At 51.4% G+C, this 26,642-nt stretch carries 23 protein-coding genes and 3 tRNA genes; 20 read left to right on the top strand and 6 right to left on the bottom strand.

Features of this window, described 5'->3' with window-relative positions:
• Positions 1 to 12: 12 nt before the first annotated feature.
• Together GQ52_RS04215 and GQ52_RS04210 are read right to left on the bottom strand one after the other, a co-directional pair.
• The gene (locus GQ52_RS04215) at positions 13 to 1,512 is read right to left on the bottom strand and encodes a YifB family Mg chelatase-like AAA ATPase (RefSeq protein WP_047515437.1); all 1,500 of its coding nucleotides are present in this window, start codon (positions 1,510 to 1,512) and stop codon (positions 13 to 15) included.
• Between the two features lie 45 nt (positions 1,513 to 1,557).
• Entirely contained in the window at positions 1,558 to 1,806 is a 249-nt protein-coding gene (locus GQ52_RS04210; protein ID WP_019880955.1) for an accessory factor UbiK family protein, read from the bottom strand.
• A 257-nt stretch (positions 1,807 to 2,063) separates the two neighbouring features.
• On the opposite strand from GQ52_RS04210, the gene GQ52_RS04205 reads away from it, so the two are divergent.
• The 6 genes from GQ52_RS04205 to GQ52_RS04180 all read left to right on the top strand — a co-directional run bounded on the left by GQ52_RS04205 (position 2,064) and on the right by GQ52_RS04180 (position 9,623).
• Positions 2,064 to 3,011, top strand: coding sequence for a TorF family putative porin (locus tag GQ52_RS04205; protein ID WP_024930312.1), 948 nt, complete (start codon positions 2,064 to 2,066; stop codon positions 3,009 to 3,011).
• A 60-nt stretch (positions 3,012 to 3,071) separates the two neighbouring features.
• The gene (gene glnK, locus GQ52_RS04200; protein ID WP_018986930.1) at positions 3,072 to 3,410 is read left to right on the top strand and encodes a P-II family nitrogen regulator; all 339 of its coding nucleotides are present in this window, start codon (positions 3,072 to 3,074) and stop codon (positions 3,408 to 3,410) included.
• A 15-nt stretch (positions 3,411 to 3,425) separates the two neighbouring features.
• A complete protein-coding gene (locus tag GQ52_RS04195; RefSeq protein WP_024930313.1) occupies positions 3,426 to 4,823 on the top strand; it encodes an ammonium transporter in 1,398 nt (465 codons plus the stop codon).
• Positions 4,824 to 4,928: 105 nt separating this feature from the next.
• Complete coding sequence (locus GQ52_RS04190) at positions 4,929 to 6,605, top strand: peptidase domain-containing ABC transporter (RefSeq protein WP_235272959.1); 1,677 nt, start codon at positions 4,929 to 4,931, stop codon at positions 6,603 to 6,605.
• Positions 6,598 to 7,905, top strand: coding sequence for an HlyD family secretion protein (locus tag GQ52_RS04185; protein WP_047515434.1), 1,308 nt, complete (start codon positions 6,598 to 6,600; stop codon positions 7,903 to 7,905). Before GQ52_RS04190 ends, GQ52_RS04185 begins: the two co-directional genes overlap by 8 nt.
• On the top strand, positions 7,902 to 9,623 hold the full coding sequence (locus tag GQ52_RS04180) for a TolC family protein (RefSeq protein ID WP_047515433.1): 1,722 nt from the start codon (positions 7,902 to 7,904) through the stop codon (positions 9,621 to 9,623). The genes GQ52_RS04185 and GQ52_RS04180 overlap by 4 nt, the downstream gene beginning before the upstream one ends.
• A gap of 2 nt (positions 9,624 to 9,625) precedes the next feature.
• Here the strand turns inward: GQ52_RS04180 and GQ52_RS04175 are convergent, their stop codons facing one another.
• Positions 9,626 to 10,267, bottom strand: a complete 642-nt coding sequence (locus tag GQ52_RS04175; protein ID WP_047515431.1) for a hypothetical protein — start codon at positions 10,265 to 10,267, stop codon at positions 9,626 to 9,628.
• A gap of 28 nt (positions 10,268 to 10,295) precedes the next feature.
• The gene (locus GQ52_RS04170) at positions 10,296 to 12,722 is read right to left on the bottom strand and encodes a penicillin-binding protein 1A (protein WP_047515430.1); all 2,427 of its coding nucleotides are present in this window, start codon (positions 12,720 to 12,722) and stop codon (positions 10,296 to 10,298) included.
• Positions 12,723 to 12,931: 209 nt separating this feature from the next.
• Between GQ52_RS04170 and GQ52_RS04165 the strand changes: the two genes are divergently transcribed.
• From GQ52_RS04165 to GQ52_RS04130, 8 genes are all read left to right on the top strand, one after another.
• Positions 12,932 to 14,005, top strand: coding sequence for a pilus assembly protein PilM (locus GQ52_RS04165; RefSeq protein ID WP_019880966.1), 1,074 nt, complete (start codon positions 12,932 to 12,934; stop codon positions 14,003 to 14,005).
• Positions 14,002 to 14,595, top strand: a complete 594-nt coding sequence (locus GQ52_RS04160) for a PilN domain-containing protein (RefSeq protein ID WP_024930320.1) — start codon at positions 14,002 to 14,004, stop codon at positions 14,593 to 14,595. Before GQ52_RS04165 ends, GQ52_RS04160 begins: the two co-directional genes overlap by 4 nt.
• A 7-nt stretch (positions 14,596 to 14,602) precedes the next feature.
• Complete coding sequence (locus tag GQ52_RS04155; protein ID WP_047515428.1) at positions 14,603 to 15,247, top strand: type 4a pilus biogenesis protein PilO; 645 nt, start codon at positions 14,603 to 14,605, stop codon at positions 15,245 to 15,247.
• Positions 15,244 to 15,774 carry a pilus assembly protein PilP gene (locus GQ52_RS04150; RefSeq protein ID WP_047515427.1) on the top strand — a complete coding sequence of 177 codons (531 nt, stop codon included), beginning with the start codon at positions 15,244 to 15,246 and terminating at the stop codon, positions 15,772 to 15,774. Before GQ52_RS04155 ends, GQ52_RS04150 begins: the two co-directional genes overlap by 4 nt.
• Complete coding sequence (gene pilQ / locus GQ52_RS04145; RefSeq protein WP_047515425.1) at positions 15,771 to 18,020, top strand: type IV pilus secretin family protein; 2,250 nt, start codon at positions 15,771 to 15,773, stop codon at positions 18,018 to 18,020. The genes GQ52_RS04150 and pilQ overlap by 4 nt, the downstream gene beginning before the upstream one ends.
• Before the next feature lie 82 nt (positions 18,021 to 18,102).
• The gene (locus GQ52_RS04140; protein WP_019880972.1) at positions 18,103 to 18,645 is read left to right on the top strand and encodes a shikimate kinase; all 543 of its coding nucleotides are present in this window, start codon (positions 18,103 to 18,105) and stop codon (positions 18,643 to 18,645) included.
• Complete coding sequence (gene aroB / locus GQ52_RS04135) at positions 18,633 to 19,712, top strand: 3-dehydroquinate synthase (RefSeq protein ID WP_047515424.1); 1,080 nt, start codon at positions 18,633 to 18,635, stop codon at positions 19,710 to 19,712. The genes GQ52_RS04140 and aroB overlap by 13 nt, the downstream gene beginning before the upstream one ends.
• Positions 19,713 to 19,726: 14 nt before the next feature.
• Entirely contained in the window at positions 19,727 to 20,851 is a 1,125-nt protein-coding gene (locus GQ52_RS04130) for a deoxyguanosinetriphosphate triphosphohydrolase (protein ID WP_047515423.1), read from the top strand.
• A gap of 92 nt (positions 20,852 to 20,943) precedes the next feature.
• Here GQ52_RS04130 and dksA read toward each other — a convergent pair whose 3' ends face one another.
• Both dksA and folD read right to left on the bottom strand, forming a co-directional pair.
• Positions 20,944 to 21,366 carry an RNA polymerase-binding protein DksA gene (dksA, locus tag GQ52_RS04125; RefSeq protein WP_019880976.1) on the bottom strand — a complete coding sequence of 141 codons (423 nt, stop codon included), beginning with the start codon at positions 21,364 to 21,366 and terminating at the stop codon, positions 20,944 to 20,946.
• 129 nt (positions 21,367 to 21,495) lie between these two features.
• Positions 21,496 to 22,368: a bifunctional methylenetetrahydrofolate dehydrogenase/methenyltetrahydrofolate cyclohydrolase FolD gene (gene folD, locus GQ52_RS04120; RefSeq protein ID WP_019880977.1), complete on the bottom strand. Its 873-nt coding sequence runs from the start codon at positions 22,366 to 22,368 to the stop codon at positions 21,496 to 21,498.
• A gap of 83 nt (positions 22,369 to 22,451) precedes the next feature.
• On the opposite strand from folD, the gene GQ52_RS04115 reads away from it, so the two are divergent.
• The 6 genes from GQ52_RS04115 to GQ52_RS04090 all read left to right on the top strand — a co-directional run bounded on the left by GQ52_RS04115 (position 22,452) and on the right by GQ52_RS04090 (position 26,642).
• Positions 22,452 to 22,528: transfer RNA gene (locus tag GQ52_RS04115), tRNA-Pro, on the top strand.
• Positions 22,529 to 22,564: 36 nt separating this feature from the next.
• A tRNA-Arg gene (locus GQ52_RS04110) sits at positions 22,565 to 22,641 on the top strand.
• A gap of 14 nt (positions 22,642 to 22,655) precedes the next feature.
• Positions 22,656 to 22,731: transfer RNA gene (locus GQ52_RS04105), tRNA-His, on the top strand.
• Between the two features lie 113 nt (positions 22,732 to 22,844).
• A complete protein-coding gene (locus GQ52_RS04100) occupies positions 22,845 to 23,852 on the top strand; it encodes a GGDEF domain-containing protein (protein WP_232411220.1) in 1,008 nt (335 codons plus the stop codon).
• A 169-nt stretch (positions 23,853 to 24,021) separates the two neighbouring features.
• Positions 24,022 to 25,938 carry a type II secretion system protein GspD gene (locus GQ52_RS04095; protein ID WP_235272955.1) on the top strand — a complete coding sequence of 639 codons (1,917 nt, stop codon included), beginning with the start codon at positions 24,022 to 24,024 and terminating at the stop codon, positions 25,936 to 25,938.
• Positions 25,935 to 26,642: a hypothetical protein gene (locus tag GQ52_RS04090; RefSeq protein ID WP_235272953.1), complete on the top strand. Its 708-nt coding sequence runs from the start codon at positions 25,935 to 25,937 to the stop codon at positions 26,640 to 26,642. Before GQ52_RS04095 ends, GQ52_RS04090 begins: the two co-directional genes overlap by 4 nt.

Raw genomic sequence — 26,642 nt, 5'->3', positions numbered from 1 at the left:
GGCGTAATCCTCTTAATAGTCATAACGCCGATATTGTAACGCTTCTGCAATGTGCGCATCACTCATGTGTTCTGCACCGGCCAGATCAGCGATAGTCCTGCCAACCTTGAGAATGCGGTGATAACTACGGGCGGATAATGAGAACTTGTGCATGGCAGTTTGCAGCAGCTGACTGGCTTGTTCACCGAGCTGGCAAACATCCGCAATCTCCAGCGGGCCTAGCATCGCGTTGGGCTTTTGCTGGCGTTGCATTTGCCGCTGTCTTGCCAGCGTCACGCGGGCGCATATACTGGCACTGCTTTCACTTGGCTGATGCTGGCTCAACTCCTCTGGTTTAAGGGCTGGGACATCAATATTCATGTCAATACGGTCAAGCAAGGGGCCGGAAAGCTTGTTTTTGTAACGTAAGATTTGTTCTGGTGTGCAACGGCAGCGCTGGTTGTAATGCCCGAAATAGCCGCATGGGCAGGGATTCATCGCGGCAATCAACTGAAATTGTGCCGGAAAAGTGGCTTGCCTGGCGGCGCGTGAAATGGTGATACTGCCATTTTCGAGCGGTTCGCGTAATACCTCCAGCACTTTGCGGTCAAATTCCGGCAGCTCATCCAAAAACAGCACGCCATGATGTGCGAGGCTGATTTCACCAGGGCGTGGCACGCTGCCTCCGCCGACTAATGCCACTGCCGAGGCGGTATGGTGTGGCGCGCGAAAGGGGCGTTTTTTCCAGTTCGTTGCTGGAAACTGTCCGGTCAGTGACAAAATCGCGGCGCTTTCAAGTGCCTCCTGCGTGGTCATTTCTGGCAGGATGCCGACAAACCGTTGCGCCAGCATGCTCTTACCCGTGCCTGGTGGGCCGCTCATTAGCAGGCTGTGCTGGCCGGCCGCAGCAATCTCCAGTGCGCGTTTGGCGCGTAGCTGGCCTTTGACCTCCTGGTAATCTGGCAGCAAGGTGTTTGTCGTCGGCGTGACCAAGGGGTGTTGTGGCAACGATTGTTTGTCAGACAAATGCGCGCATACATCAAGCAGGCTGTCTGCCGCAAAAATGGTGCAGCCTTCGACCAGGCTCGCCTCATATGCACTTTCTTGGGGCAAGATAGCCGCTCTGGTGCCCGCTTTGTCTTGTAGCAGTTGATATGTCATCGCCAGCGCGCCACGAATTGGTCGTAATGCGCCTGTGAGCGCCAGTTCACCGGCAATCACATAATTTGCCAGCTGTTGTTTGGGCAGTTGGCCTGAGGCGGCCAGAATGCCGAGCGCAATCGGCAGATCGTAGCGTCCGCCTTCTTTTGGCAGGTCGGCCGGTGCCAGATTGACGGTAATGCGACGGGCTGGGAACTCAAATTGTGCCGTCTGTATCGCCGCCCGTACTCTGTCCTTGCTCTCTTTTACTTCGGTTTCAGGGAGGCCGACGATGGTGAAACTTGGCAAGCCATTGGCCAAATGCACTTCTACCACCACCTCTGGCGCGTCCATGCCGCTCAGTGCACGACTGTATAACACCGCCAGACTCATTTCGCACTCCTGAATATTGGAATGCTAACAATTGTAAATTAATTTTTACTTCTTGGCTGGTTGAGCCTGTTCCAACTGGCTGATTTTTTCTTCCAGTGTTTTCAATTGTTGCTGGGTACGTGCCAATAATGCTGACTGAATATCGAATTCTTCGCGTGAAACAAGTTCCATTTTGGTGAGCGCGCCCTGAAATAGTGCATGCAAATTGGTTTCTAGCTCTGAAATGGGGCTTGAATCAACTAGTTGTTTGATTTTAAAAGATAATTCTTTAATTTTTTCATTGGTAAATAGCATGGTAAGCACTCCTTTGCACAATATTTTAGCATGTATAGCAGGGTTGGAAATATAATTACCCCAATACAATAAGTTCATAATTAATAAAAAACAATTTGTTATTATGTTTTTTTAATAATTAACTTTATATTTTAATGTTAATTATTTGATTTTATTAGTTTATATAGGTTGGCACGTGCCTTGCTTTGTGGTCAATGTTGTTTCATTCTCGTTTACAACAATTCGATCAAAGATTTTCACAGAGAGAGGACTCATAAATGCGTCAATCTATTTTGCTCACAGCAGTTTTGGGTGCATTATCTTTTGCACAAGCTTCATACGCAGCTGAAGAGGCTAAAGAAGAAGCTAAATCTGACTGGTCTGCGACCGGTAACGTTTCTTTTGTATCAGATTACTACTCACGTGGTATTTCACAAACATGGCACAAACCAACCGCACAAGGCGGTATGGATATCACCCATTCTAGCGGCTTCTATGCTGGTGTTTGGGGTTCAGGCGTGTCACCTAACACTTATCCTGATTCGACCACTGAAATTGATGTTTATGCTGGTTACAACGGTAGCGTACCTGCTGTTGAAGGTTTGGGCTGGAGTGCTGGTCTGTATGGCTACCTGTATCCAGGTGGTTCATGGAAAAAATACCGTGCATCAAATGCGGCTAACCCAAATGATGTATTGACACCTAAAGGTGGTAGTTGGGACACTTATGAAGCTAACGTTGGTTTATCCTACGGTTGGTTAAGCGGTAAGTTGTCTTACACATTGACTGACTGGTGGGGCGCGGATAAGTCTACAGGTTGGGATGGCAGCACTAAGGGCTCTACCTATTTTGAATTGAACGCGGCTTATCCATTGCCATGGTGGGATTTGACATTGATTGCTCACGTTGGTCGTTTGAATGTGGCGGGTAAACTGGACAAATCTTTTAGCCCAGATGGCGGCGTAAACTTGCCAAGTACTTCCATTTCTGGTGCTACTAACCCAGACTACACAGACTGGAAAATTGGTCTGAGTAAAGCATTCAAAATTGGTGCTACCGAAGGCTGGAACGCCGGCGTATACTGGGTTGAGTCAGACAACTCCCGCTACTGGGGTGAAAATGGCTATGGTGGTACAAGCTTTAACGGTAAAGGTACCAGCACCAAAGCGCAAAGTAAAAATCTGAATGATGGTCGTCTGGTATTAACGGTCGGTCGTACATTCTAAATAAGCAAGTTTAGATCTGGCGGGCATTGTGCCCGTCAGAGTTAACAACGGGAGAAGCAAATGAAATTTGTATCCGCAATAATCAAGCCATTTAAGCTTGATGAAGTGCGTGAGGCTTTGTCCAACATTGGCGTACAAGGCATCACAGTCACTGAGGTCAAAGGGTTTGGCCGTCAAAAGGGGCATACCGAGTTATATCGTGGTGCAGAATATGTCGTGGATTTTTTGCCTAAGGTGAAGCTCGAAGTAGCCATCAAGGACGACATGCTTGATCAAGTCGTTGATGCGATTGAGAAAGCGGCTGCAACTGGCAAAATCGGTGATGGCAAAGTATTTGTCTTCGATCTGGAACAAGTTTACCGTATACGTACCGGCGAAACCGGTCCGGATGCGCTATAAGAAAGGGCTTCAGCTATGAAGAAAATTCTTTCCATGTTATCACTGGTCGCCTTGATTGGCCTGGCGGCAACCCCAGTGAGTTATGCTGAAGAGACTGTGACTGAAACGATCACAGTACAAGAAACAGTCACCCCTGATGCAGCACCAGCGGCCGAAGCGCCCGCTGCAGAAGCTGCGCCAGCGGCAGCAGAGGCTGCACCAACATTGGATGTAGGTAATACCGCATTCATGATTGTGGCCACTGTGTTGGTAATTTTAATGACAATCCCAGGTTTGGCCCTGTTCTATGGTGGCTTGGTGCGTCAGAAAAACATGCTTTCGGTGTTGATGCAAATTTTCGTGGTGTTCTCATTGATTTCCGTGTTGTGGGCGGCTTATGGCTACAGTATGGCGTTTAGTGAAGGTAATGCCATCGTTGGGGGCTTGAGCAAGGCATTCCTGTCAGGCATTACAACGGACAGCTTGTCTGGCACTATCCCTGAATATGTTTTCCTGACTTTCCAGATGATTTTTGCTGCGTTGACACCAGCATTGATCGTGGGTGGTTTTGCTGAGCGTATGAAGTTCTCTGCCGTATTGCTGTTCACAGCGTTGTGGGTGACCTTTGCTTATATCCCAATCGCACACATGGTGTGGGGTGGTGGTTATCTGGCTGAATTAGGTGCCAAAGACTTTGCTGGCGGTACTGTTGTACACATCAACGCTGGTGTGGCTGCGCTGATTGGTGCCATGATGTTGGGCAAACGTATCGGTTACGGTAAAGAAGCGATGCCTCCGCATAACCTGGTGATGACCATGATTGGTGCGTCATTACTGTGGGTGGGTTGGTTCGGTTTCAACGTAGGTAGCGAACTGGCTGCTGATGCCACTGCTGGTATGGTGCTGGTAAACACACAACTGGCAACTGCGGCTGCGGTATTGGGCTGGATCCTGGCTGAGTGGTTGTTCAGAGGCAAACCAAGCATGTTGGGTGCTGCATCCGGTGCGGTAGCGGGTTTGGTAGCGATTACACCAGCATGTGGTTTCATCGGCCCGATGGGTTCTATCATTCTGGGCTTCACTGCCAGCTTCGTCAGCCTGTGGGGCGTGACCAAGTTGAAAGGTGCGCTGGGTTATGATGACTCACTGGATGTATTCGGTGTGCACGGCCTGGCAGGTATCTGGGGCGCGGTAGGTACTGGCGTGCTGATGTCTCCTGGTTTGGGTGGTGTGGGTTATGCCGAAGGCGTGACCATGGGTGGTCAGGTTTCTACCCAAATCATCGCCGTCGTGGTGACCTTGATCTGGACGGGTATCGTGAGTGTGATTCTTTACAAAGTTGTAGACGCTGTTGTAGGCTTGCGCGTAAGTGAAGAATACGAGCGCGAAGGTCTGGATACGACTGAGCATGGTGAGCGTGCTTACAGCCTGTAATCCGTGATGTGAAAAAGAAAACGGCTCATTGAGCCGTTTTTTTTTGAACTTAATAAAATACATTTGTATCCATGTAGTGGGCCTGAACTAAAATAACTCTTAATTATGGCAAATCTAACTCCCTCCCTGTTGAGCCCGGTACAACGGGTATTAAAACTCGCCGCCTTTGAAAAGCAGGATATCCTGCTTCTGGTTTACCTGACACTAGTCTATGGCGTGTTGGGCATTGCGACGCCTGTGGCAGTGCAGACCATGGTCAATATCGTTACCATGGGCGGCGTGTTGCAGCCCTTGTATGTGGTCGGCTTTATCCTGTTTTGCCTGCTGGCCTTGTCGGGGGGGATTTACGCGATTGAGAGTTTTCTGGTTGAGCTGATTCAACGCCGGGTATTTGTGCGGCATAGTTTGCTCATTGCGCAAAACACACAACAGATTCATGTCTCTGTCTATGACCAGCACAATCCAGTCGAGTTGGTAAACCGCTACTTTGATATCCAGACGGTGCAAAAGTCCGTGGCAACCCTGCTCACGGTCGGCCTGACCGCCTTGCTGCAAGGCTTGATTGGTAGCGTGGTCTTACTGTTTTACAGCTTGTACTTCGGCATTCTGGTGATTCTGATGCTGGTCGTATTGTGGGCCGTCGTATTTTTGCTGGGCAAGCAGGCGGAAGCCACCGCGCTCAAGGAGTCCAAGGCCAAGTACGATATGGCGGCCTGGCTGGAAAACATTGCACGCAATAAATGGTTATCCAAGTTTTATGGTGCCAAACAACGCACCACAGAAAATACTGAGGTGCTGGCCCAAAACTATCTCGGTGCCAGAGTACAACATTTCCGCGTATTGATGATGCAGTTGATTGGCGCGGTTGGCATGTATGCGGTGATCGGCACTGGCATGCTGATTCTCGGCGGCACCTTAGTGATCAAGGGACAGATTAACCTGGGCCAGTTTGTGGCGGCAGAATTGATTATTTTTGGCGTGCTGTCTGCCTTTGTGCGCTTTGTGACCAAGCTGGAGTATTTTTACGATTTGCTGGCTGCGGTTGATAAATTAGGCGTGCTGGAGACCTTGCCGGTGGAGACGGTGGGTGAGCATCAGTCCAGCCTGGAGGGCTATCATCCTTTAAAAGTGGTTGGCCTGGGTTTTAGTCATCTTGGTCAGCCAGCACTGATGAGCCAGGTGAGTTTTGAATTGCAACATGGCCAGAGTATGGCGATTCTGGGCGCATTGGGCAGTGGTAAAAGCACCTTGCTCGAGCTGTTAACCGGGCTCAGGCAACCTGCCCAAGGCTATATCAGTTATGGCGGCATAGACTTGCGCCAACTGAACCTGGACCACTTGCGTGACCGTATTGGGGTTGCCAACAAGGTAGAGTGGCAGCATGGCTCTATTCTGGATAATCTGCGCCTGACTCGCACTAACATCACGCTGGATGCCATGGTCGATATCTTGCAAATGCTGGGCTTGTGGGAAGATATCAGCCAATTGCCCAAGGGCATGGATACGGTATTGACCGATTATGGTGCGCCCATGACGTATACCCAGTTGCAACGCCTGATGCTGGCCAGGGCGATGATAGGACGTCCGGACTTGCTGATCATTGATGGTTTGCTGGATGGACTCGGCCAGCAGGAGCTGGATCAGGTACTGACTTTGCTTAAGCGCCACCAGTCAAATTGGATGCTGATCGTGACCACACGCTTCCCCCATATTGCACAGCAATTCCAGCAGGTGATGACTCTGGATAGCCCGCGCAACCAGGCGGGAGACCATCATGCATAATCAATTGCAACAAGCGCTGATGCACAGCGTGCAAACGCCGCAGCATTTGCGTGTCTGGATCAAACGGTTAGCCTGGTTGTTAGTCGGTTTGCCGACCTTGTTTTTATTTTTACCCTGGCAGCAAAACGTGACGGCCTTGGGTAAGGTGACCGCCTATTCACCTTCCGAGCGCGTGCAAACCATTGATGCGCCGGTGAATGGCCTGATCAATCGCTGGCATGTGCAAGAGGGCTCGCAAGTGAAAGAGGGCGATTTGCTGCTGGAGATTGCCGATACTGATCCTAATTTTAAGCAGCGTCTTGAAGCACAGCGGGATAATTTGCAAAGCAAACTGGGTGCGAAACAGGATGAGTTGCGTAATTACGAGTTACAGAAACAGAACCTGACCGCCGCACGCGATGCCAAGATTTCTGCGGCCCAATACAAGCTGGATGTGGCCAACCAGAAAATCCGCAGTAGCCAGGAGGCGGTGAATTCGGCGCAGGCGACATTGGATGCGGCGAGCCTGCAAGTCAATCGTTTGCAACGTTTGTTTGCCGATGGCCTGGTGTCTAAGCGTGATTTGGAGGTGGCTGAACGTGACCATATTATTGCCAGCCGCAACCTTAATAGTGCGCAGGCGCAATGGCAATCAGCCAAAGCCGAGGCCAGTTCGGCGGCGGCGGATATCCAGCAAACTCGCTCTGATACCCAGGCCTATTTAGACTCAACTTCTGCGGTGATCAACAAGATTCGCGGCGAAACCGCAGACAGTGAAAATAGCCTGCACAACTCCGAAATCTCATTGGCGCGGCAAAATATGCAGCGCATTGTCGCGCCCAGGGACGGCACGATTTTCAGGTTACCGGTCAATTCGCAATCGCAAATCATCAAGCAGGGCGATCCCTTGCTGGTGATTGTGCCCCATACCTCGCAGCGCGCGGTCGAGCTATGGGTTGATGGCCGTGATGCACCACTGATTACGTCCCGCAGCAGTGTGCGCCTGGAGTTTGAAGGTTGGCCTGCAATACAGGTGCCCGGTTGGGCGCAGGTCGGCGTTGGCACGTTTGAAGGTGAAATTTCCTTTGTCGATCCGACAGATAACGGCTCAGGTCATTTCCGTATCATGGTTGTGCATAAAGCCGGTACACCAGAATGGCCATCGGCCAGGTTTTTGCGCCAGGGCATCAGCGCTAAAGGCTGGGTACTGCTTGAGCGCGTGACCATAGGCTACGAATTGTGGCGTTTGCTCAATGGCTTCCCGCCACGTATCCCGCCAGAACCCGTGCCCTTGCAACAGGCCGGAGGCAAAGCAGCATGACGCGCTGGCTGGTAACACTATTGGCGCTTGCTTCGCCCTGGGGCGCATTGTTGGCCGATGAGGTGACAGACACGCGGGCGCGGCAACGCCTGGAAAAGACCGAAGGGCGGGCGTTAGAAACGTATAGTCCGCAACCTGGCCTACCACTACACGATGCGGTCAAGCGACAGCAGCAACGCAAATCGTCGGTAACGGTTGATTTAAAAAGTGCGCTAAAGCCGTTTGATAGCCCGGAAAGTGAAAGTATTGTGCCAATGGCACAAGGCTCTCAAGTCACCATTGCCGATATTCGCCAGCGGGCATTGCAAAACAATTTGCAAATCAAAGTGGCAAAAATGGATCCAGAGCTGGCGAGGCAATCGCTACGAGAAGAGCAGGCCAAGTTTGACCAGGTGATTTTTGCTTATGCCAAATATGCCGAAAAAGACACGCCTGCCATGGCAGGCGATAAAGTCATCCTCAAGTCAGACAATGCATTGTTGAATGGCGAGCTGGCGAAACTCAACCTGGATGCGCAAAAAAAGGAATTCTGGGATATGGAAGCGGGTGTCAAAGTGCCTTTGCGTACGGGTGGCACCGTGACCCTGAGTGCGCCGCTGGAAAACCGGCAAAGCCTGGGCAAGTTTGCCAGCGACCAGTACCGCAGTGCCTTGCGCTTCTCGTTTAGCCAGCCTTTGCTACGTAATGCAGGCCAGCAGGTGAATGAGGCCAGTATCCGTGTTGCCGAACTGGACCGCGACAGCGTGCAGTTGAAAACCCGCTTGCAGACCATACGCATTGTCGCTACTGTGGACAAAGCCTATTGGGAGCTTTACGAGGCGTGGGCGGCGCTGGATGTGCGCAAAAACCAGTTTGAATATGCCAGCCAGAACCTGGCTATGGTCAAGCGCCGCGTGCAGGAAGGCTTAACGGCCGCTGTAGAAATCAATCGTGCCGATATCGGCGTGGCTGACCGCATGGAAGCGCTGATTGTGGCAGAAACTAACCTTAAACTGGCACAACGGCAATTACAGTTTTTACTCAATGATTTGCCGGATGATCAAACAGGCCAGTCGCCATGGGTACCAATGACGGCGCCTAGCCTGGTCAAGTTTGAGTTTGACCGTGCGCATTTGATCCGCGATGCGCTGGATAGCCGTATTGAGTTGCTGGATCAGGAGTTGAAGCTAAGTGCTGACCTGGTGCAGATTGATTATCTGCAAAACCAGACCTTGCCCTTGTTCACACTGGATTACCAGTATGGGGCATTGTCCGGCTCCGGCGAGCGCTTCGGTAATATCGGCCAGGACTTGTTTGGTGGCCGTTATCGCGACTGGTCGGTCGGCCTGAAGTTTGAAATGCCGGTGAGTAACGAAGCGCGCAAGGCCAAGCTGGATCGGGCCGTGGCACAGCGCATGCAGCGCCTGACCACCAAAACGTTACAAACCCTGACCGTAAAACGCGAGATACATGACTCGCTGGATAAAGTGGACCAGAATTGGCAGCGCATTATTGCAGCGCGTCAGCAAGTGCTGGTGGCTGGTATTAACTATGAAGCCGAGCTCAAGCAGTTTAATGAAGGTTTGCGTACCATGACCGAGGTGCTGGAAACGCTAACGCGTCTGGGCGAGGCGCAGTTAAAAGAAATTCGCGCCATTAGTGATTACCAGGTGGCGCTGGTGGATATGGCTTATGCCACTGGTACCGTACTTGGGCATGGCCAGATCAGTTTGCAATAAGCTTATTCGCTGATGGTTCTGCTCGGGTAAAGGGCTTCAGTCAGTTGCAGCAGGTTCATGCGGTGTATGCCCGACTTTTCACCATTTTTACGTGGTGCGGTGCGGATATCATCGGTTTCAAATACGCTGATGCGTTGTGTGCCAAAACGCGTTTCTACCAGCAACACCGGCACCCGTTTGCGTACCAGGTCGTGCTTTTGCTTACCCGGCCGGTCTGACATACGGAATTGCTGTTCATCCAGCCGGTAAGGCACATTCTGGTTGAGTAAATAAATCTCCAGCTCTTTACCGCTTTCCGCAAACACATGAATGTCGGTGTCAGCATAAGGGCCTGCCGTGCCTTCCATCACCGAGCCGATCAGATGCGGATTAAACTTTTTGAGTAGCTGCATGGTGTGCAAGGCCGCTTGCCGCAACTCCAGCAAGTGCGCCGCATCATTTTCGTCGGCATACAGGGCATGGTACTCACGCAAGGCGGTATCAATTTCTGCGTTGGTTGGCAGAGGGGCATCCTGTTGTATGCCCATGAGCTTGACTGCCTTGCGTTTGGCACGGCCATAGTCACTGATGCCTTCCTCAAACATCAGGCGCGCGGCGGACTGTGCTATTTCTTGCCGCAGATCACTTGAAAAGTCGTCAAACATCGCATCAGGCTTTAAGTTGGATTCGTCTCTAATTGGGGCTGAGTAACTTTGCCGCCGGGTTTGTCGGCAATTTCTTGTCTTCACTGCCACCGCCACTATGCTCGCCGATCAGGCGCTCGAGGAAGGATGGTTCATTGTCTTCTGGCGCATGTTCTGCTTCCGGGTCAAACAGGCCGGGCAGGTTTTCAGGTTGTGACTGTGGCAAGTGTTCTTCGTAGAAATATTCATAAATGCCAGGGTCATCTTCACCCACTTGCGCACCAGTGTAAGCATCCACTTTCAGTTGCAATACGCCATCCGGCACTTTGTACTGGTAGATCGGCAAGCCGGTCAGGGTTTGTTGCATGTAATTGATCCAGATCGGCAATGCTGCGCGACCACCGGTTTCGCCGCGACCCAGATTGTGTGGATTGTCATAACCCATCCAGGCCACCGCGACTTCTTTCGGGTGGTAACCGGCAAACCAGGCATCAAACTGGTCATTGGTGGTGCCGGTTTTACCGGCAATATCCGGGCGACGTAGTGACAGGGCTGCCCTGGCCGTACCGTCGCGCACGACGTCTTGCAGCATGGTGGTGATGATAAAGGCATTGCGCTGGTCGATCACCCGTTCTGGCGACACATGCTTGCCTGCTTGTACCGCTTGAATGACTTTGCCGCGGCTGTCGATAATTTTTTCGATCAGGTAAGGATGTACCTGGTAGCCGCTGTTGGCAAAAGTAGCATAGGCGGCTGCCATTTGCCACACCGAAGAAGAGCCAGCGCCCAGCGCGGTAGACAGGTAAGCCGGATGATCCTTGGGATCAAAGCCGAATCTGCGCAGGTAGTTTTGCGCATAGCGGGCGCCAATCGCATTCATCAGGCGGATAGAGATTGTATTTTTTGACTGTGCCAGCGCTTCACGCAAACGCATGGGGCCTGCATATTTTTCATCGTAGTTACGTGGCTCCCAGCTGCTATTGCTACCGGTTTCGGTAGAGGTGAAGCTGATGGGGGCATCTTCAAATACACTGGCCGGACTGTAGCCTTTTTCGAGGGCGGCCGAGTAGATAAATGGCTTGAAGCTGGAGCCTGGCTGACGTCTGCCTTGCGTTACATGGTTGTATTTGTTGCGTTGGAAACTAAAACCGCCGATCAGGGCCTGTACCTGCCCGGTTTCCGGGTTGAGTGCCATAAATCCGCTTTCAACTTCTGGCAGCTGTACTACTGACCAGCCGTCGTTTTGCTGGTAGACACGGATCACCGCGCCAGGCACCAGCGACAATGGCGTACGTTTGGCCGGGGGCATATGGTTTTTCACCAGCAAAATGGCTTTGTCCTGCAACTTGAGCACGGCGCCACGATTGGTGACCAAAGTGAGCAGGTTAGGCTCGACCTTGGTGACCAAGGCGGGCACAAACTGGTTGTAAGTGACAAAATCCCGCAATAGTTCGCTGGCACCGCTGGCGGTCAGTTTACCCGCTGGCAGCGAAATGAGTTGCTCGGCCCCGCGGAATCCATGACGCAATTCAAAATTGATAATGCCCTGAATCACAGCCGTGTTCGCGGCGGCCTGATGCTTGTTGTTGATGGTGGTGTAGACGCGCAGGCCGCTGGTATACGCTTTCTCGCCATAACGTTTATACAGGGTCGCCCGTACAATCTCAGCAACGTATTCCCCTCCCAGGGCTTGTACTTGTCGTTTCGACGACTGGAACTTGAGCGGCGTGTTCATGGCCTGCTCAAACTCGCGGTCGCTGATCATGCCATAGCGGTGCATGTCGCGTAGCACTTCATGCTGGCGCCTGATCGCGTAATCTGGGTGAATGTAGGGGTCATATTTGCTAGGGGCCTTGGGCAAGCCTGCCAGCAGGGCAGCCTCAGCCAGGTTAATTTGTTTCAGGTCTTTGTCGTAATAGGTTTTGGACGCAGTGGCAAAGCCATACGCGCGCTCGCCCAGGTAAATCTGGTTCAGGTACAGCTCAAGAATCTTGTCTTTACTGATGGCGTTTTCGATCTTGATCGCCAGCATGGCCTCTTTGATCTTGGTCCAGATATTCCGCGGCGTATCCGGGCTGCTAAAGAAGTTCTTGGCGACCTGCATGGTGATGGTGCTGGCGCCTTCATGGCCACGGCCGGTCAGGTTGTTGCGGATGGCGCGCAAAATGCCGGTGGTATCAATGCCGTTGTGCTGGTAAAAGCGACGGTCTTCAATGGCCAGAATGGCGTCTTTCATGACTTTTGGCGTTTGCTCAATCGGTACAAAGGCACGCCGTTCCTGGCCAAATTCGGCAATCAGGCCACCTTCGGCATCGTAAATGCGCAACGGCAATTTCGGATGGTAATCCGTCAGTGCGTCTAGCGAAGGCAGTGAAGGATAGAGAATGCTGATCATCAACACCAGCAGGGCGGCGACGATCAAGCTGCCGATAATGGAAAGAAAAAGAAGGGACTGCAACCAGTTTCTTGAGTTCATGCGTCTTGCTGCCATCGTGAGAATTACCCATGAATTGTAATCTTTTTTTGCCAATTCAATGGCAGTTAATTATGGAATCATGCAAATAATCAGCATTCTTCTGGCGACCATGAAGGCCAGTCATTTGCTTGTCGCCATGAAATAGTGTGAGTTGGCATGGTTGATGCATAACCCAACGAACATTCAAATACTTAAAAAGGGCAATACAGTTGAGTCTGGGCTTTTTACAACGCAAAAAAACCAGTTTTATTGGTGTTGATATCAGTGCAACCGCTATCAAAATGGTGGAGCTGAGTGCCATAGGCAAACAACAATTCCGACTGGATGGCTACGCCAATGTGACCCTGCCTAAAGGGGTCATCAGCGATGGCAATATTAATGACCTGGTGCAGGTGGCCGATACCATGCGGTCGGCCTGGCGTTTGCTCGGGTCGCGCGCACGCCAGGTGGTGTTGGCACTGCCGACGGCGGCGGTGATTTCAAAGCGCGTCATCATGCCTGCCGGTTTGCGCGAAGAAGACCTGGAGTTGCAGGTAGAGTCTGAGGCCAACCAGTATATTCCTTTCCCGCTTGAGGAAATGAACCTCGATTTTCAGGTGCTGGGGCCGATGGGCAAAAGCACGGATGAAGTCGAAGTGCTAATCGTAGCGGCCAGAAAAGAAAAAATTGATGACCGTGTCGCCGTGGCTGAAGAGGCTGGCTTGAAGGTGAGCATCGTTGATGTAGAGGCTTACGCCACCGAAACGGCCTATCGCCAAATTATTAAGCAGTTGCCACAACATAGCAAAAAAACCGTCACCATGATGCTGGATATAGGCGCCCATGTGACGCATATCAATGTCATGGTCGGCGCACATTCCGTCTATGCCAGGGAGCAGGCGTTTGGCGGCGCCATGTTATCGCAGGAAATTCAGCGCCGGTTTGGCCTGTCGCCTGAAGAGAGCGAAATTGCTAAACGTCAGGGCGGGTTGCCAGACTCTTATGAACAGGAAGTATTGCAGCCGTTTTTGCAAAACCTGGCAGGCGAAGCCGCGCGTGCCGTGTCCTTTTTTACCAACTCTACCCAGTACAACTCGGTGGACCATGTGTTGCTGGCCGGTGGCGTGGCCGCCACTGAAGGCTTGGCGGCACTGATAGAACAAAAAACCGGTGTGCATACCTTGGTCGCGAATGCCTTTCAGGGCATGACGCTGGCCAATAAGATTAAACCTTCCCAGCTTGAAGCAGATGCGCCTGCGCTGATGATCGCCTGTGGCCTGGCACTGCGTGGGGTGGACGCATGATTAAAGTTAACCTGTTACCGCATCGTCAGATCAAGCGTGCGGAACGCCAACGTGAGTTTGGCTTGATGGCATCATTAGTGGCGATTGCCGCTGCGGCTATTTTGTTTGTGAGCTGGAGTTATATCCACAGCAAAATCCAGACACAACAGTCGCGTAACCAGCGCTTGCTAGATGAGACGGCGCGGCTGGACAAAGAAATTGCCGTGATCGGCAGTTTGAAAGAGCAAATCAAGCATGTGCTGGAGCGCAAGCAGATCGTCGAAGGCTTGCAAAGCGACCGTAATCAGGCCGTGTTGATTCTGGATGAGTTAGCCAGGCAGCTGCCAGAAGGTGTACTCCTCAAAAGCGTCAAGCAATTGCAGGATGAGATTGAGCTCAAGGGGGTGGCGGATACCAATGCCAGGGTTGCCACGCTGGTACACAACCTGAGTGAGTCGCCCATTATGCACAGTCCTAACCTGGTTGAAATTAAGGCCAATACCAATGCGCTAGGTATTAAAGAGTATGAGTTTGTGTTGCGGGTATCGTTGAAGCGCGACACACCAAAAGACGACCCTGCCAAGCAGAAGCCTGCGCCTGCCAAAGGATGACCCAGAGATGCAACTTTCTGACTTTAATAATATAGATATCAAAACGGCCGGCAATTTGCCGATGCCGATGAAAGCGGTCTTGTTGACGATACTGGCGGCAGCGCTGCTGGTAGTGGGCTATGTGTTTCTCCTCAGCCCTAACCTTAAAGAATTAAAAGCTGAAAAAGAAAAAGAACAAGGCTTGCGTGACGAATACCTGGGCAAAAAAATACAGGCTATGAAGATCAAGGCTTATGAGCAGCAAGTGGTTGAGATTCAGCGCACGTTTGGCACTTTGCTTAAGCAGTTACCGGATAAGTCCGAGATGGATGGTTTGCTGACCGATATTAACCAGGCAGGCGTAAGCCAGGGCCTGTCTTTTGAAGGCTTTGTGCCGATGCCAGAGATTTTTGCCGAGTTTTATGCTGAAAAGCCTATCAATATCAAAGTGTTAGGGCGTTACCATAATTTGGGCGCATTTGTCACTGAGGTGGCCAAGTTGTCACGTATCGTGACCTTGCATAACCTGCAAATCCAGCCAGCCGGCAAGGACGACAAGCAGCCGCATAAAGATATGCTGGTGATGGAAGCTGTCGCCAAAACCTACCGCTATCTGGACGCGGAAGAAGTTGCTGCGCGTAAAGCCCAAGAAAGCAAGGCAGGGAAGAAATGATGCGCAACAATTACTTGTTTTGCCTGATTCCGGCCGTGTTACTCACGGCCTGCGGTACGTCACAGGATGACGATTTGACCCAGTTTATGAATGAGGCCAACCAGACTATGGTGGCACCGGTGGAGCCATTGCCAGAGGTGCAGGGGTTTTCTCCCAAGCAATATAACGTTGATGGCGTGCTGCATGATCCGTTTGTGCCGCGCAAGGCCTCGGTGCAAAACACCAATCAGCCTGATTTGAAACGCCCCAAGGAACCGCTGGAAGCGTATCCATTGGAAAGCCTCAAGTTTGTCGGTGTACTGAGCAAAAAGAACAGCATGTTTGCCACCATACAAACGCCTGACAATATGGTGTATCAGGTAAAGCCTGGATCACACCTGGGAGAAAAGTTTGGTGTGATTACGGCCTTGGCAGAAAACCGCCAGACATTGAAATACGAGTTAAAAATAAAAGAGACGATTCAAGACCCGGTGAGCGGGGAATGGGCCGAGCAAATGACAACATTGGAACTGCAGGAACATCAATGATGAAAAAATTAAGCTTTCTTGTTGCCCGGGTGGCATTCTTGTCTGTGGCACTCGCCACGTCGGGATGGAGCGTTGCGGCTGATTTGCCGACGGCGACTAACCAACTGCAAGCCGTGGATGTCACTGCACTGCCGGGAGGGCGTTTGAACGTGCAATTGCAGATGGCGCAACCACTCGCCACTGCGCCACTCAGTTTCACTTTAAGTAATCCGCCCAGGATTGTTTTTGATATCCCCAATGCCGGCAATGCCACCGGCAAGAATGTGCTGCCAGTGAATCAGGGTGTATTGAAATCTGTACAAGTGGCGCAAGCCAGTGACCGCAGCCGCGTGGTGCTCAATTTATCCAAACCAGTGCAGCACCAGTTACAGGTACAGGATCAGACCTTGCTGGTCGGGCTCACACAAGAGGGCGTAGAAGCCCCGGCTGCCGCCGTGGCTGCCAAGCGTTTTTCTGAGCAGGAAGTTGCTGCCGGACACAAAATTCAGAAGATTGATTTTGTGCGTGGCAAAAATGGCGAAGGCCGTATTTTGGTGGATCTTTCGGATAACCGTGTGGGTGTCAACGTGCGTAATGCAGGTAAAACGGTGGTGGTTGATTTTGCCGATACCGAGTTGCCGGAAGCATTGCAACGCCGCCTGAATGTGATCAACTTTAATACGCCTGTATTGTATGTTGATGCTTTACGACATCACAACCAGGCACAAATCGTGATTGAGCCGCAGGGGGATTGGGAGCAGTCTGCTTACCAGACCGATCGCCGCCTGGTGGTAGATATCCGTCCATTAGCAAAAGATCCTAACAAGCTCATTCAAGGCTCCAAGCAAGGCTATGCCGGTGAGAAACTTTCCTTGAACTTCCAGCGTGTAGATGTCAGGGATGTATTGAAAGTGATTGCTGACTTCACAGGCAAAAACATTGTAGTTAGTGACTCCGTCTCCGGCAGCGTAACTATCGGCCTGAAGGATGTGCCATGGGATCAGGCGCTGGATGTGATCATGAAAAGCAAAGGCCTGGATATGCGCGTCAACGGCAGTGTGATTTCGATTGCACCGGCAGAGGAGTTTGCCGCCAAGGAAAAGGCGCAACTCACTGCTGAAGCTGAGCGCGAGACCCTGGAAACCCTGCGTACAGAAGTATTCTCGTTGAAATACCAGAAAGCCATAGATTTTAGAAACATGTTACTCGGTGGCAGCACCAGTGGTTCAGGTGGCAGTTCAGGCGGTACTTCTGCTGGGGCTTCTGGAGGCTCGTCGGCGGGCCGTATGAACCGTATTCTGTCGCAGCGCGGTAGCGTGACTTTTGATGCGCGCACCAATACGATTTTTGTGCAGGATACGCCAAGAAAACTGGAGGAAATCCAGACCATCATTAACAAGGTGGATGTGCCTGTGAAGCAGGTCATGATCGAATCACGCATGGTGATTGCTTCCAATACCTTCTCTAAGGCATTGGGCGCGCGGTTTGGTATTTCGCAAACCGGTACACCGGGCAGTAATACCAGCTTGTCGATAGGTGGGACGTTAGGAAATAAGGCCACAGCTTATACCGCGCCTACTACAGCGGGCGGCACGGGCACGTATACGCTGGGTACGCAGGGCGGCACAGTACAGAGTGCGACGCTGGGCAACTACACTATCAGCTCCAATGGTCAGCCTGATTTGATGTCCAACCTGCCCGTGACCAACGCTTATGGTGGCATTGCGCTGAGCTTGCTCAAGTTGTCGGCCAATTTATTACTGAACCTTGAATTGTCGGCTTTGGAAGCAGATTCACGTGGTAAAGTGATTTCCAGTCCTCGCGTGACGACGGCCAACCAGCAGAAAGCGCGTATTGCGCAGGGGGTGGAGATTCCTTATCAAAGTGCCACCAGTAGCGGTGCAACTGCGGTCAGCTTTAAAAAGGCTGAGCTCAGTTTGGAGGTGACCCCGCAAATCACGCCAGACCAGAAAATTATTATGGATTTGGATGTACGCAAAGACAGCCGTGGTGAAACCTTGCCCGGTGGCGTGGCGATTAATACGCAAAACGTACAAACGCAGGTCCTGGTGGGCAACGGCGAGACAGTGGTCTTGGGCGGGATTTACGAGCAGGTCTCCCGTAAATCTACTGACAAAGTGCCTTTCTTTGGTGACTTGCCGGTGGTTGGTTATGCGTTCAAACGCAACACCAAGCAAGAGGATAAAACTGAGTTGTTGATTTTTATCACGCCGAAAGTGATGGATGAAACGCTGGCTTTGAACTAATTAGCGTAAGCAAACGCGCACGATTACTGACAGCCGACAGGCTTTGCCTTAAAATGCCCAACTGAAACAGTTGGGTTTTTTTATGGGTGCGCAAATACCAAACAACATATTTTTGATCGGTTTGATGGGGGCAGGTAAGACCACCGTTGGCAAATTGATTGCCAAAAGTCTGGGCAAGACCTTCTACGACACCGATCATGTGATTGAGCAACGTACCGGCGTCAAGATTCCGACTATTTTTGAACTGGAAGGCGAAGCGGGTTTCCGCAAGCGCGAAACCTCTACGCTGGAGGAGTTTGCGCAGCAGGATAATATTGTGCTCGCCACGGGTGGTGGTGCCATTATTGCGCCGGAAAACCGCGATATCCTCAAGCAGTATGGCTATGTGATTTATCTGCGTGCCAATGTCAATGAGCTGTATTTACGTACCCGTAACGATAAAAATCGCCCTTTACTACAAAATGTGGACGTGAAAGCCAAGCTGGAACAATTGTTTCACGCCCGCAATCCACTCTATACCGAAACTGCAAACCTGATCGTCGATACCGGCCATCAGCCGGTGGCGGTGATTATCCAAAAAATTGAAAACGCCCTCAATGCGTTGGAGCCATCATGCAAACCTTAACCGTCAGCCTGGCTGACCGTAGTTATCCTATTCATATCGGCAATGGCCTGCTAGGCCAGGTTGATCTGATCTTGCCGCATTTGAAACGCAAACAGGTGGCGATTGTCAGCAATACGACGGTGGCACCTTTATATATGCAGGCCATTGCCCAGCCCTTACGCGATGCAGGTGTGAGCGTGATTGAAATTATTTTGCCGGATGGTGAAGCGTATAAAAATAACCAGACGCTGCAAATCATCTATGACCATTTGCTGCAAAACCGCTGCGAGCGTAACACCACCCTGATTGCCCTCGGTGGCGGAGTGATTGGTGACTTGACAGGCTATGCGGCGGCGACTTATTTGCGTGGTGTACCCTTTATCCAGGTGCCGACCACCTTGTTGTCGCAAGTGGATTCCAGTGTTGGCGGTAAAACCGGCATTAACCATCCCCTGGGTAAGAACATGATAGGGGCGTTCTACCAGCCTAAATTGGTACTGGCCGATATCGACACGCTGAAGACTTTGCCGCAGCGCGAATTATCGGCAGGGGTCGCTGAAGTCATTAAATACGGCCTGATTCGCGATGCCGACTTTTTTGATTGGCTGGAAATCAATATGTCCGCCCTGATGGCCTTGGACACTGCTGTTGCCAGCTATGCCATTTACCGCTCATGCCAGAATAAAGCTGAGGTGGTGGTGGCCGATGAGCATGAGCAGGGCGAGCGTGCCCTGCTCAATCTGGGCCATACCTTTGGTCACGCCATTGAAAATGCCATGGGTTATGGTGTCTGGCTGCACGGTGAAGCGGTGGCCACCGGTACCGTGATGGCGGCGGATCTGTCGCAACGTATGGGCTGGCTCGATGCGGCGCAAATGGCACGTATTAAAACTATTATGCAGGCCGCAAAATTACCGATTGCAGCGCCAGATTTAGGGGCGGATGAGTATCTGCGTTTAATGCAGCTGGATAAGAAAGTGTCAGATGGCCGTATCCGCCTGATTTTGCAGCAGGATATTGGCAAGGCGGTGATCACCGCCGATTACGATGCCGAAAAGTTGAAGCAAACGCTGTCATTGGCGGCGTAAGACAGAAAGCCGTCATGACCTTAGCTCACTTTGCCGCACAGCCTGAAAAAACACGTGGTCGCAAGGTCATCGAGCAAGAGTCGCCATTGCGCAATGTGTTTCAGCGTGACCGTGACCGTATTATTCATTCTACGGCTTTCAGGCGTCTCGAATACAAAACACAGGTATTTGTTAATCACGAGGGCGACCTGTTCCGCACACGCCTCACACATAGCATTGAAGTGGCGCAACTCACACGCGGTATCGCGCGTACGCTGGGCTTGCATGAAGACCTGGCCGAAGCCATTGCGCTGGCACATGATCTCGGCCACACGCCGTTTGGTCACGCCGGTCAGGATGCGCTCAATCATTGCATGCGCGATTACGGCGGCTTTGAACATAATTTGCAGTCATTGCGCGTGGTCGATGTGTTGGAAAACCGTTATGCCAGTTTTGATGGCTTGAACCTCACTTTTGAAGTGCGTGAAGGTATCCTCAAGCACTGTTCGCGCAAAAATGCACAGTTGCTGGGGGATGTCGGTGAGCGTTTCTTGCGCGGTGAGTCGCCCAGCCTGGAGGCGCAAGTCACCAATTTTGCCGATGAGATTGCTTATAACAATCACGACGTGGATGATGGTTTGCGCTCCGGCTTGATCACCATCCAGCAATTGGCTGGCATTCAGCTCTTCGCTGAAAATATGGCCGAAGTTAAAAAGCTGTATGGCGAGATAGAAGAAAAACGACTGGTACATGAAACCATACGTCGCATGATTAATGTGCTGGTGGTCGATTTATGCGAGCAAAGCCAGCAGGCCATCGCTGCATTAAACCCAGCCAGCATTGAAGATGTGCGCAAGGCGCCTGCCTACCTGGTCGGGTTTAGCCAGGTGCTGGAGGAAAAGAACCTCGAGCTCAAGCAATTTTTGCGCAAGCATCTTTACCAACACTACCGCGTCAATCGCATGAGTGCCAAAGCGCGCCGCATTATTGCAGAGTTGTTCACGGCGTTTATGGATAATCCTGCCCTGATGCCGGACGAGTATCAATTGGTCGCCAAGCAAAATCAGGCGCGTGCGGTGGCGGATTATATTGCCGGGATGACGGACCGCTACGCCATACGCGAACACCGACGTTTATTCGCGGTGGAGGAGAGCTGGTAACAGTCTATCATTCGCAAAAATAAAAAAGGCTGCCATGATAAGCAGCCTTTTTTATTGCCGAGGGCTGAACGGATTCAGCCTGATGGCGAGGATTATTTCGCGACTTGTTTTTCGCGCATTTCGTCCAGTGTTTTGCAGTCAATGCACAATGTGGCAGTCGGGCGCGCTTCCAGGCGCTTCAGGCCGATTTCAATGCCGCAACCTTCGCAGTAGCCATAGTCGCCACTGTCAATATTGCGCAAGGTCTCGTCGATTTTTTTAATCAATTTGCGCTCGCGGTCGCGGTTGCGCAACTCCAGCGCCATGTCAGACTCCTGGCTGGCGCGGTCATTTGGGTCAGCAAAGCTGGTGACTTCGTCCTGCATCGTATGCACGGTACGGTCAATGTCGTGACTCAGTTCTGACTTCCAGTCATTCAGGATTTTGCGGAAGTGATCCTGCTGCTTTTTGTTCATGTATTCCTCACCGGCGGCTGGCTGGTAAGGGGTGAAGGATTTGTTAACGGTATCTGCCATGATGGTTCCAAAGAACGAAACTACTGAATAGTTATTGCCAAAAAAGGCGCTTGTACTGCATTAGGTCTATCAACAATCGCGCGAGTTTACACCAGTTTCTAAGGGCATGCAAAGGCTCTTTGCTGTGTTTTAAACGCGCGCGGATGAAGCTTGCTCGCGTAGCTCTAGTGCTTTTAATGTATTTTCCATCAGTGTTGCCACTGTCATCGGCCCCACACCGCCGGGTACGGGGGTGATGTGGCTCGCACGCTGGCTGGCCACTGCGAAATCCACATCGCCGGTGATTTTGCCATCCGGCAAGCGATTGATGCCGATATCTACAACAATCGCGCCTGGTTTGATCCACTCACCTTTAATCAGCCCCGCTTTGCCAGCCGCAGCAACAATTAAATCAGCGCGGCCAATATGGGTCGCCAGGTCTTTAGTATGGCGATGGCAGCTCGTGACGGTGCAACCTGCCAGCAGCAGCTCCAGACCCATCGGGCGCCCCACGTGGTTGGATACACCCACCACGACGGCATCCAGCCCCTTGAGTGCGATACCACTGGCTTGCAGCATTTTAATCACACCGTAAGGTGTGCAAGAGCGCAGCAGTGGCTGGCGTACGGCCAGGCGGCCAATGTTATAAGGGTGAAAGCCATCTACATCTTTAGCCGGATCAATCAGGGCCAAAATTTCTGTTTCATCAATATGATGTGGCAACGGCGACTGCACCAAAATGCCGTCAGTTGCATCATCGGCATTCAATTGCCTGATCAGCGCAAATAATTCTTCTTGTGAGGTGCTGGCAGGTAAATTATGGGCGATTGAAACGATGCCTGTTTTTTCACAGGCCAGGCGTTTGTTACGCACATAAATGGCAGAGGCCGGGTCATCCCCTAATAAAATCACCGCGAGGCACGGAGCACGTTTTCCGGCCTGTACACGTTGGTCGATGTTGGCTTTAATATCCTCTAGCAGTTGACTGGCAATTTGCTTGCCATCAATAATATGAGCGCTCATGAACAAAATATTTGTCGTAAAAAATAGAATTTTATCACATCGACATTGACACAAATTCAGAAAATCGGTTATATTTCCGTCTTCGGCGTGTAGCGTAGTCTGGTAGCGCGCCTGCTTTGGGAGCAGGATGTCGGGAGTTCGAATCTCTCCACGCCGACCAGTTTCTCTGGATTGCCCGTCGGCATGTAACTCCTATCTGCTCGTAGCTCAACTGGATAGAGCACCAGCCTTCTAAGCTGGGGGTTACAGGTTCGATTCCTGTCGGGCAGGCCAAAATTTCCCCAGTGGTGGCTATAGCTCAGTTGGTAGAGCCCCGGATTGTGATTCCGGTTGTCGTGGGTTCGAGTCCCATTAGCCACCCCATTCTTGTTTTCTCCAGTCTTAAATTCAAAAATAGTCACTAAAATTGGCTCTGTTTACCAATAGACCAACAGTATGCTTTTGATAAAGTGTTCGAAACAACCATTGTCGCGAACATGACTACACCTCTGAATTTGAAAAAATTTATGCAAAGCCTGATCGACCTCACCAAGGTCAGAGACAGCCTTGCACTTGATCCGGCGCTGCTATCATTAATGCAGCACTGGATGTCTGTGTTTGCAACCCAGGCGCAGCCGATCAGAATGCAAGTATTGTCCAAACGGCAGCTTGTTTCGGTGATGGATACTCAGGAATCAAGTACTGATCCGACCTTTGAGGCCTGGCCGCCAGAGGTTTATACGATGCTGTTGGGTTATTTGAATCAAGAATATCGTCAGCATGCGTGTTTTGATACCGCTAGCGGCAAATTGCATGTGTTCCCGCTCAAGCAAAGTATTTCCCACAAAAGTGCCATCCTGCTGATCCAGCACGAAACGCTTTCGGCGGAAGAGATTGAGCTGGTAGAGCAATGCTTGCAGATGTTCCAGCATTACGCCGGGTTGATTATAGAAAACGAGCGCGATGCCTTGACTGGCCTGCTCAATCGCAAAACATTCGATCAATGCGTCGGCAAAATCCTGCTCAATGACTATAAGCCGGAATACAGATTCCCCTTGCACCACTACCTGGTGATTTTTGATATTGATTTCTTCAAGAGAATTAACGATACCTATGGCCATTTGATTGGTGACGAAGTGCTGCTGCTGTTATCACGGTTGATGCAGGAGGCTTTCCGGGATGGTGACTTGTTGTTCCGCTTTGGCGGGGAAGAGTTTGTCGGCGTGTTTTCCTGTGCCGAAGAAAATGACATCATCATGTTGCTCGACCGGTTTAAGGAAGCGCTGGCCGCGTATTCATTCCCGCAAGTGGGGCAGGTCACGATCAGTATTGGCTGCTCAAAAATGGCGTTGAACGTGTTGCCGAATACGGTGCTGGAGCATGCAGATGAGGCTTTATATTACGCCAAAGAGCACGGTCGAAATCAAATTTGCTACTATGAGACGTTGATCGCACAAGGTTTGCTCACAGATACCGTGATTAGCGGCGAAATCGAGTTGTTCTAGTCTTTACTCCCATATTGCTAAGTGCGGGCACTGAAAGTGTGCCCGCCGACTGATCATTGGCCACCAATCTCGTCGGTGACCTGCATTTTCTCTCAAGATGATTTGACATTGCACATTGATTATATTTAATATGTGTTAAAAAATGTCAATATCGTAACGGGGGAAGTCGATGCGCTCCGCTCTCATCCTGCTGTGTTGTATTTGGCTCACCGCATGCCTGCGGCAGCCGCTTGATGCGTCTACACACTCTGCATTGCATTTGCCAGACACGCCTCCGACAGAAACCTCTCCTATCGCGGTGTATCCTGAAGTCGATATTTCCGAGATTGAATCTACCCGTAGTATCAAGCCGCCATTGAAGTCAGCCACCCCCACCTTGCTGATTAACCTGGCGGTGCACGATGCGCCCGTTCAGGAGGTATTGCTGGCGATTGCGCGTGAAAGCAGTTTGAATATTGATGTGCACCCAGGCTTGCGAGGCAAGGTGAGTCTGAATGCGATCCAGCAGTCAGTGCCGTCTATTCTGGCACGTATATCTAAGCAGTTGGATATGTATTACGAGTGGTCGAATGGCGTGTGGTTAATTACGCCAGACATGCCTGTCATCCGTAGTTATAAATTGAATTACGTCAATATGAGTCGCGACACCACTGGCTATATTGGGGTCGCCAGTGAAATCAATAGTGCTGGCAGAGCCGCCGCAGGGGCTGCTGGCAATGGCGGCACGGTGCAAGCAGCGGTGGCGCAAGGCGGTAACAGTAACAGCTCAAGAACGGCGGTCACTTCGCAATCGCGTTATCACTTGTGGGAAAGCGTCGTCGAGAATATACAGGCGCTGTTAGACGAAACTGATAAGGCCAGCATCGCACGTGCTGAGGTACTGGAGAGTACGGCATCAAGCCTGGATTTGCCTGTGCAGACGACGGAGCCGGTCGACAGTATGCAGGCCGCTCGCCATTCGCGCGAGGTGCCAGATCAACCAGCAGCTAGCGCCTCTGTTGTTTCGGAAAGAGTCAAACAGGCGCATGTCCGCTGGCATGCTTCACGGCTGATTGCCAATCCTGAAACGGGTATTTTGACGATCCGGGCGTCGCAAAGCCAGCAGGCACAAGTCAGGTCGTATCTGGAGTCGGTGATGCAAGTGGCCGCCAGGCAGGTGCTCATTGAAGCCACGATTGTGGAAGTAGAGTTAAGTAAAAGCTTTCAGATGGGCATCGATTGGAGCCGGTTGTCCGCTTCGGCACAGCAGCGCGGATGGCAGTTAGCGCAATCGCTTGGCAATGATGCGGCACAGTTCAATCGTGCTGCTGGCACCTGGGAAAGTAATAACAGTAAAAATGCACTTGGCCAGAATAATGGCAGTGTGGCATTCATGCTAGGGTACTTTAATCCGTTTAGTCGCTTGGGCAACCTCAGTGCCAGCGTGACTTTGCTGGAACAGTTTGGTAAAACGCGCGTGTTATCCAGCCCTAAATTAATGGTGCTCAATAACCAGACTGCGATTCTCAAGGTGGTCGACAATCTGGTGTATTTCACGATTCAGTCGCAAATTTCCCAAAGCAGCAGCAATAGCGGCAGTAATTTACAGGCCGTCACCACTACCGCCAATACTGTCCCAGTCGGGTTAGTCATGGCCGTCACGGCACAAATTAACAGCCATCAGCGGGTGAATTTGAATGTGCGCCCCACCGTGTCCAAGGTGTTGCGCTATATCGAAGACCCTAATCCGCAATTGGGCAGTGGTAGTACGCGGATAGTCAGCAGCATCCCTGAAATACAAGTGCGTGAAATGGAGTCGGTGCTGAATATTGCCAGCGGCAATATCGCGGTGCTGGGTGGGTTGATGCAGGAGGATCAACGCGAATTCACTGACCGCGTGCCCGGCGTATCCAGGTTGCCAGTGCTTGGGCAAGTGTTTACCGGTAAAAATCAGGCGGCAAAAAAGACCGAGTTGATTGTTTTTCTCAGGCCGACCGTCATCGGGCGCGCCGATGTGCGGTCGGGTGACTTGCAATCGTTTCAGCCTTTATTGCCTGATGAATTACCTGCTGATGCATTTGAGATCAATGTGGGGGAGCCGTCATGAATCGACGTCTAAGATTGTTGGCATCGTGGCCAGGGTATGGCCGCTCTGCGCAACGCGCCTATCGCCGCGCATTGATCATCACAGATCTTAAGCGCGTTGAGATCGGCTTAAGTTATTTATTGTGGGGCTGCGTTGTTTTGATCAGTGGCCTGGTCTGGCAGGAGGGCTATCATATATTGTCTGGTGGTGAAAATGGCATTATCAGACAGTTGCCTGCTGGCTTGAGTCAGCCGGTGGATGCGTTTTATCCTATCCATGCACCTGCACTGGGCAATCTGGCGACATCAAACAAATTGCCGAGCCTGTTTACTTTCAAGCCTACGAAGCCATCTCCGGTAACGGCCTTAAGCTATCCAGCAGCTGAGGCGCCGGTGGAGGGGTATGCCACAGCAAAACCAGCCCCCAAACCGTTACGTCTGACGTTGCAAATTCAAGCCATGCCGAAATTGCAAGCGAGCCTGAAATCACAATTAAACACCGCTGTACAACAACTACTTTCTGGTCAGCTGGTGCTAGCAGGAGCATCTTTTGAAGAGGTGTTACAGCAAGACCCCCATCAGGTGATTGCCTTGGCGGGCATGCTGGTCGTCACCAGCCAACGCGGCGAGATTCAGCAGCGTGAAGATTACTTAAGCAGAATCCGTCAGGAGATTCCAGACTATACGCCTGAGGATGACCTGTTTTTGATGCAACTGGAGCATTGA

It is taken from the genome of Methylophilus sp. Q8 (assembly GCF_000800115.1).
Lineage (GTDB): Bacteria > Pseudomonadota > Gammaproteobacteria > Burkholderiales > Methylophilaceae > Methylophilus.
Note: the sequence above shows the minus strand (reverse complement) of the source record. Positions and strands in the feature narration are given on the sequence as shown.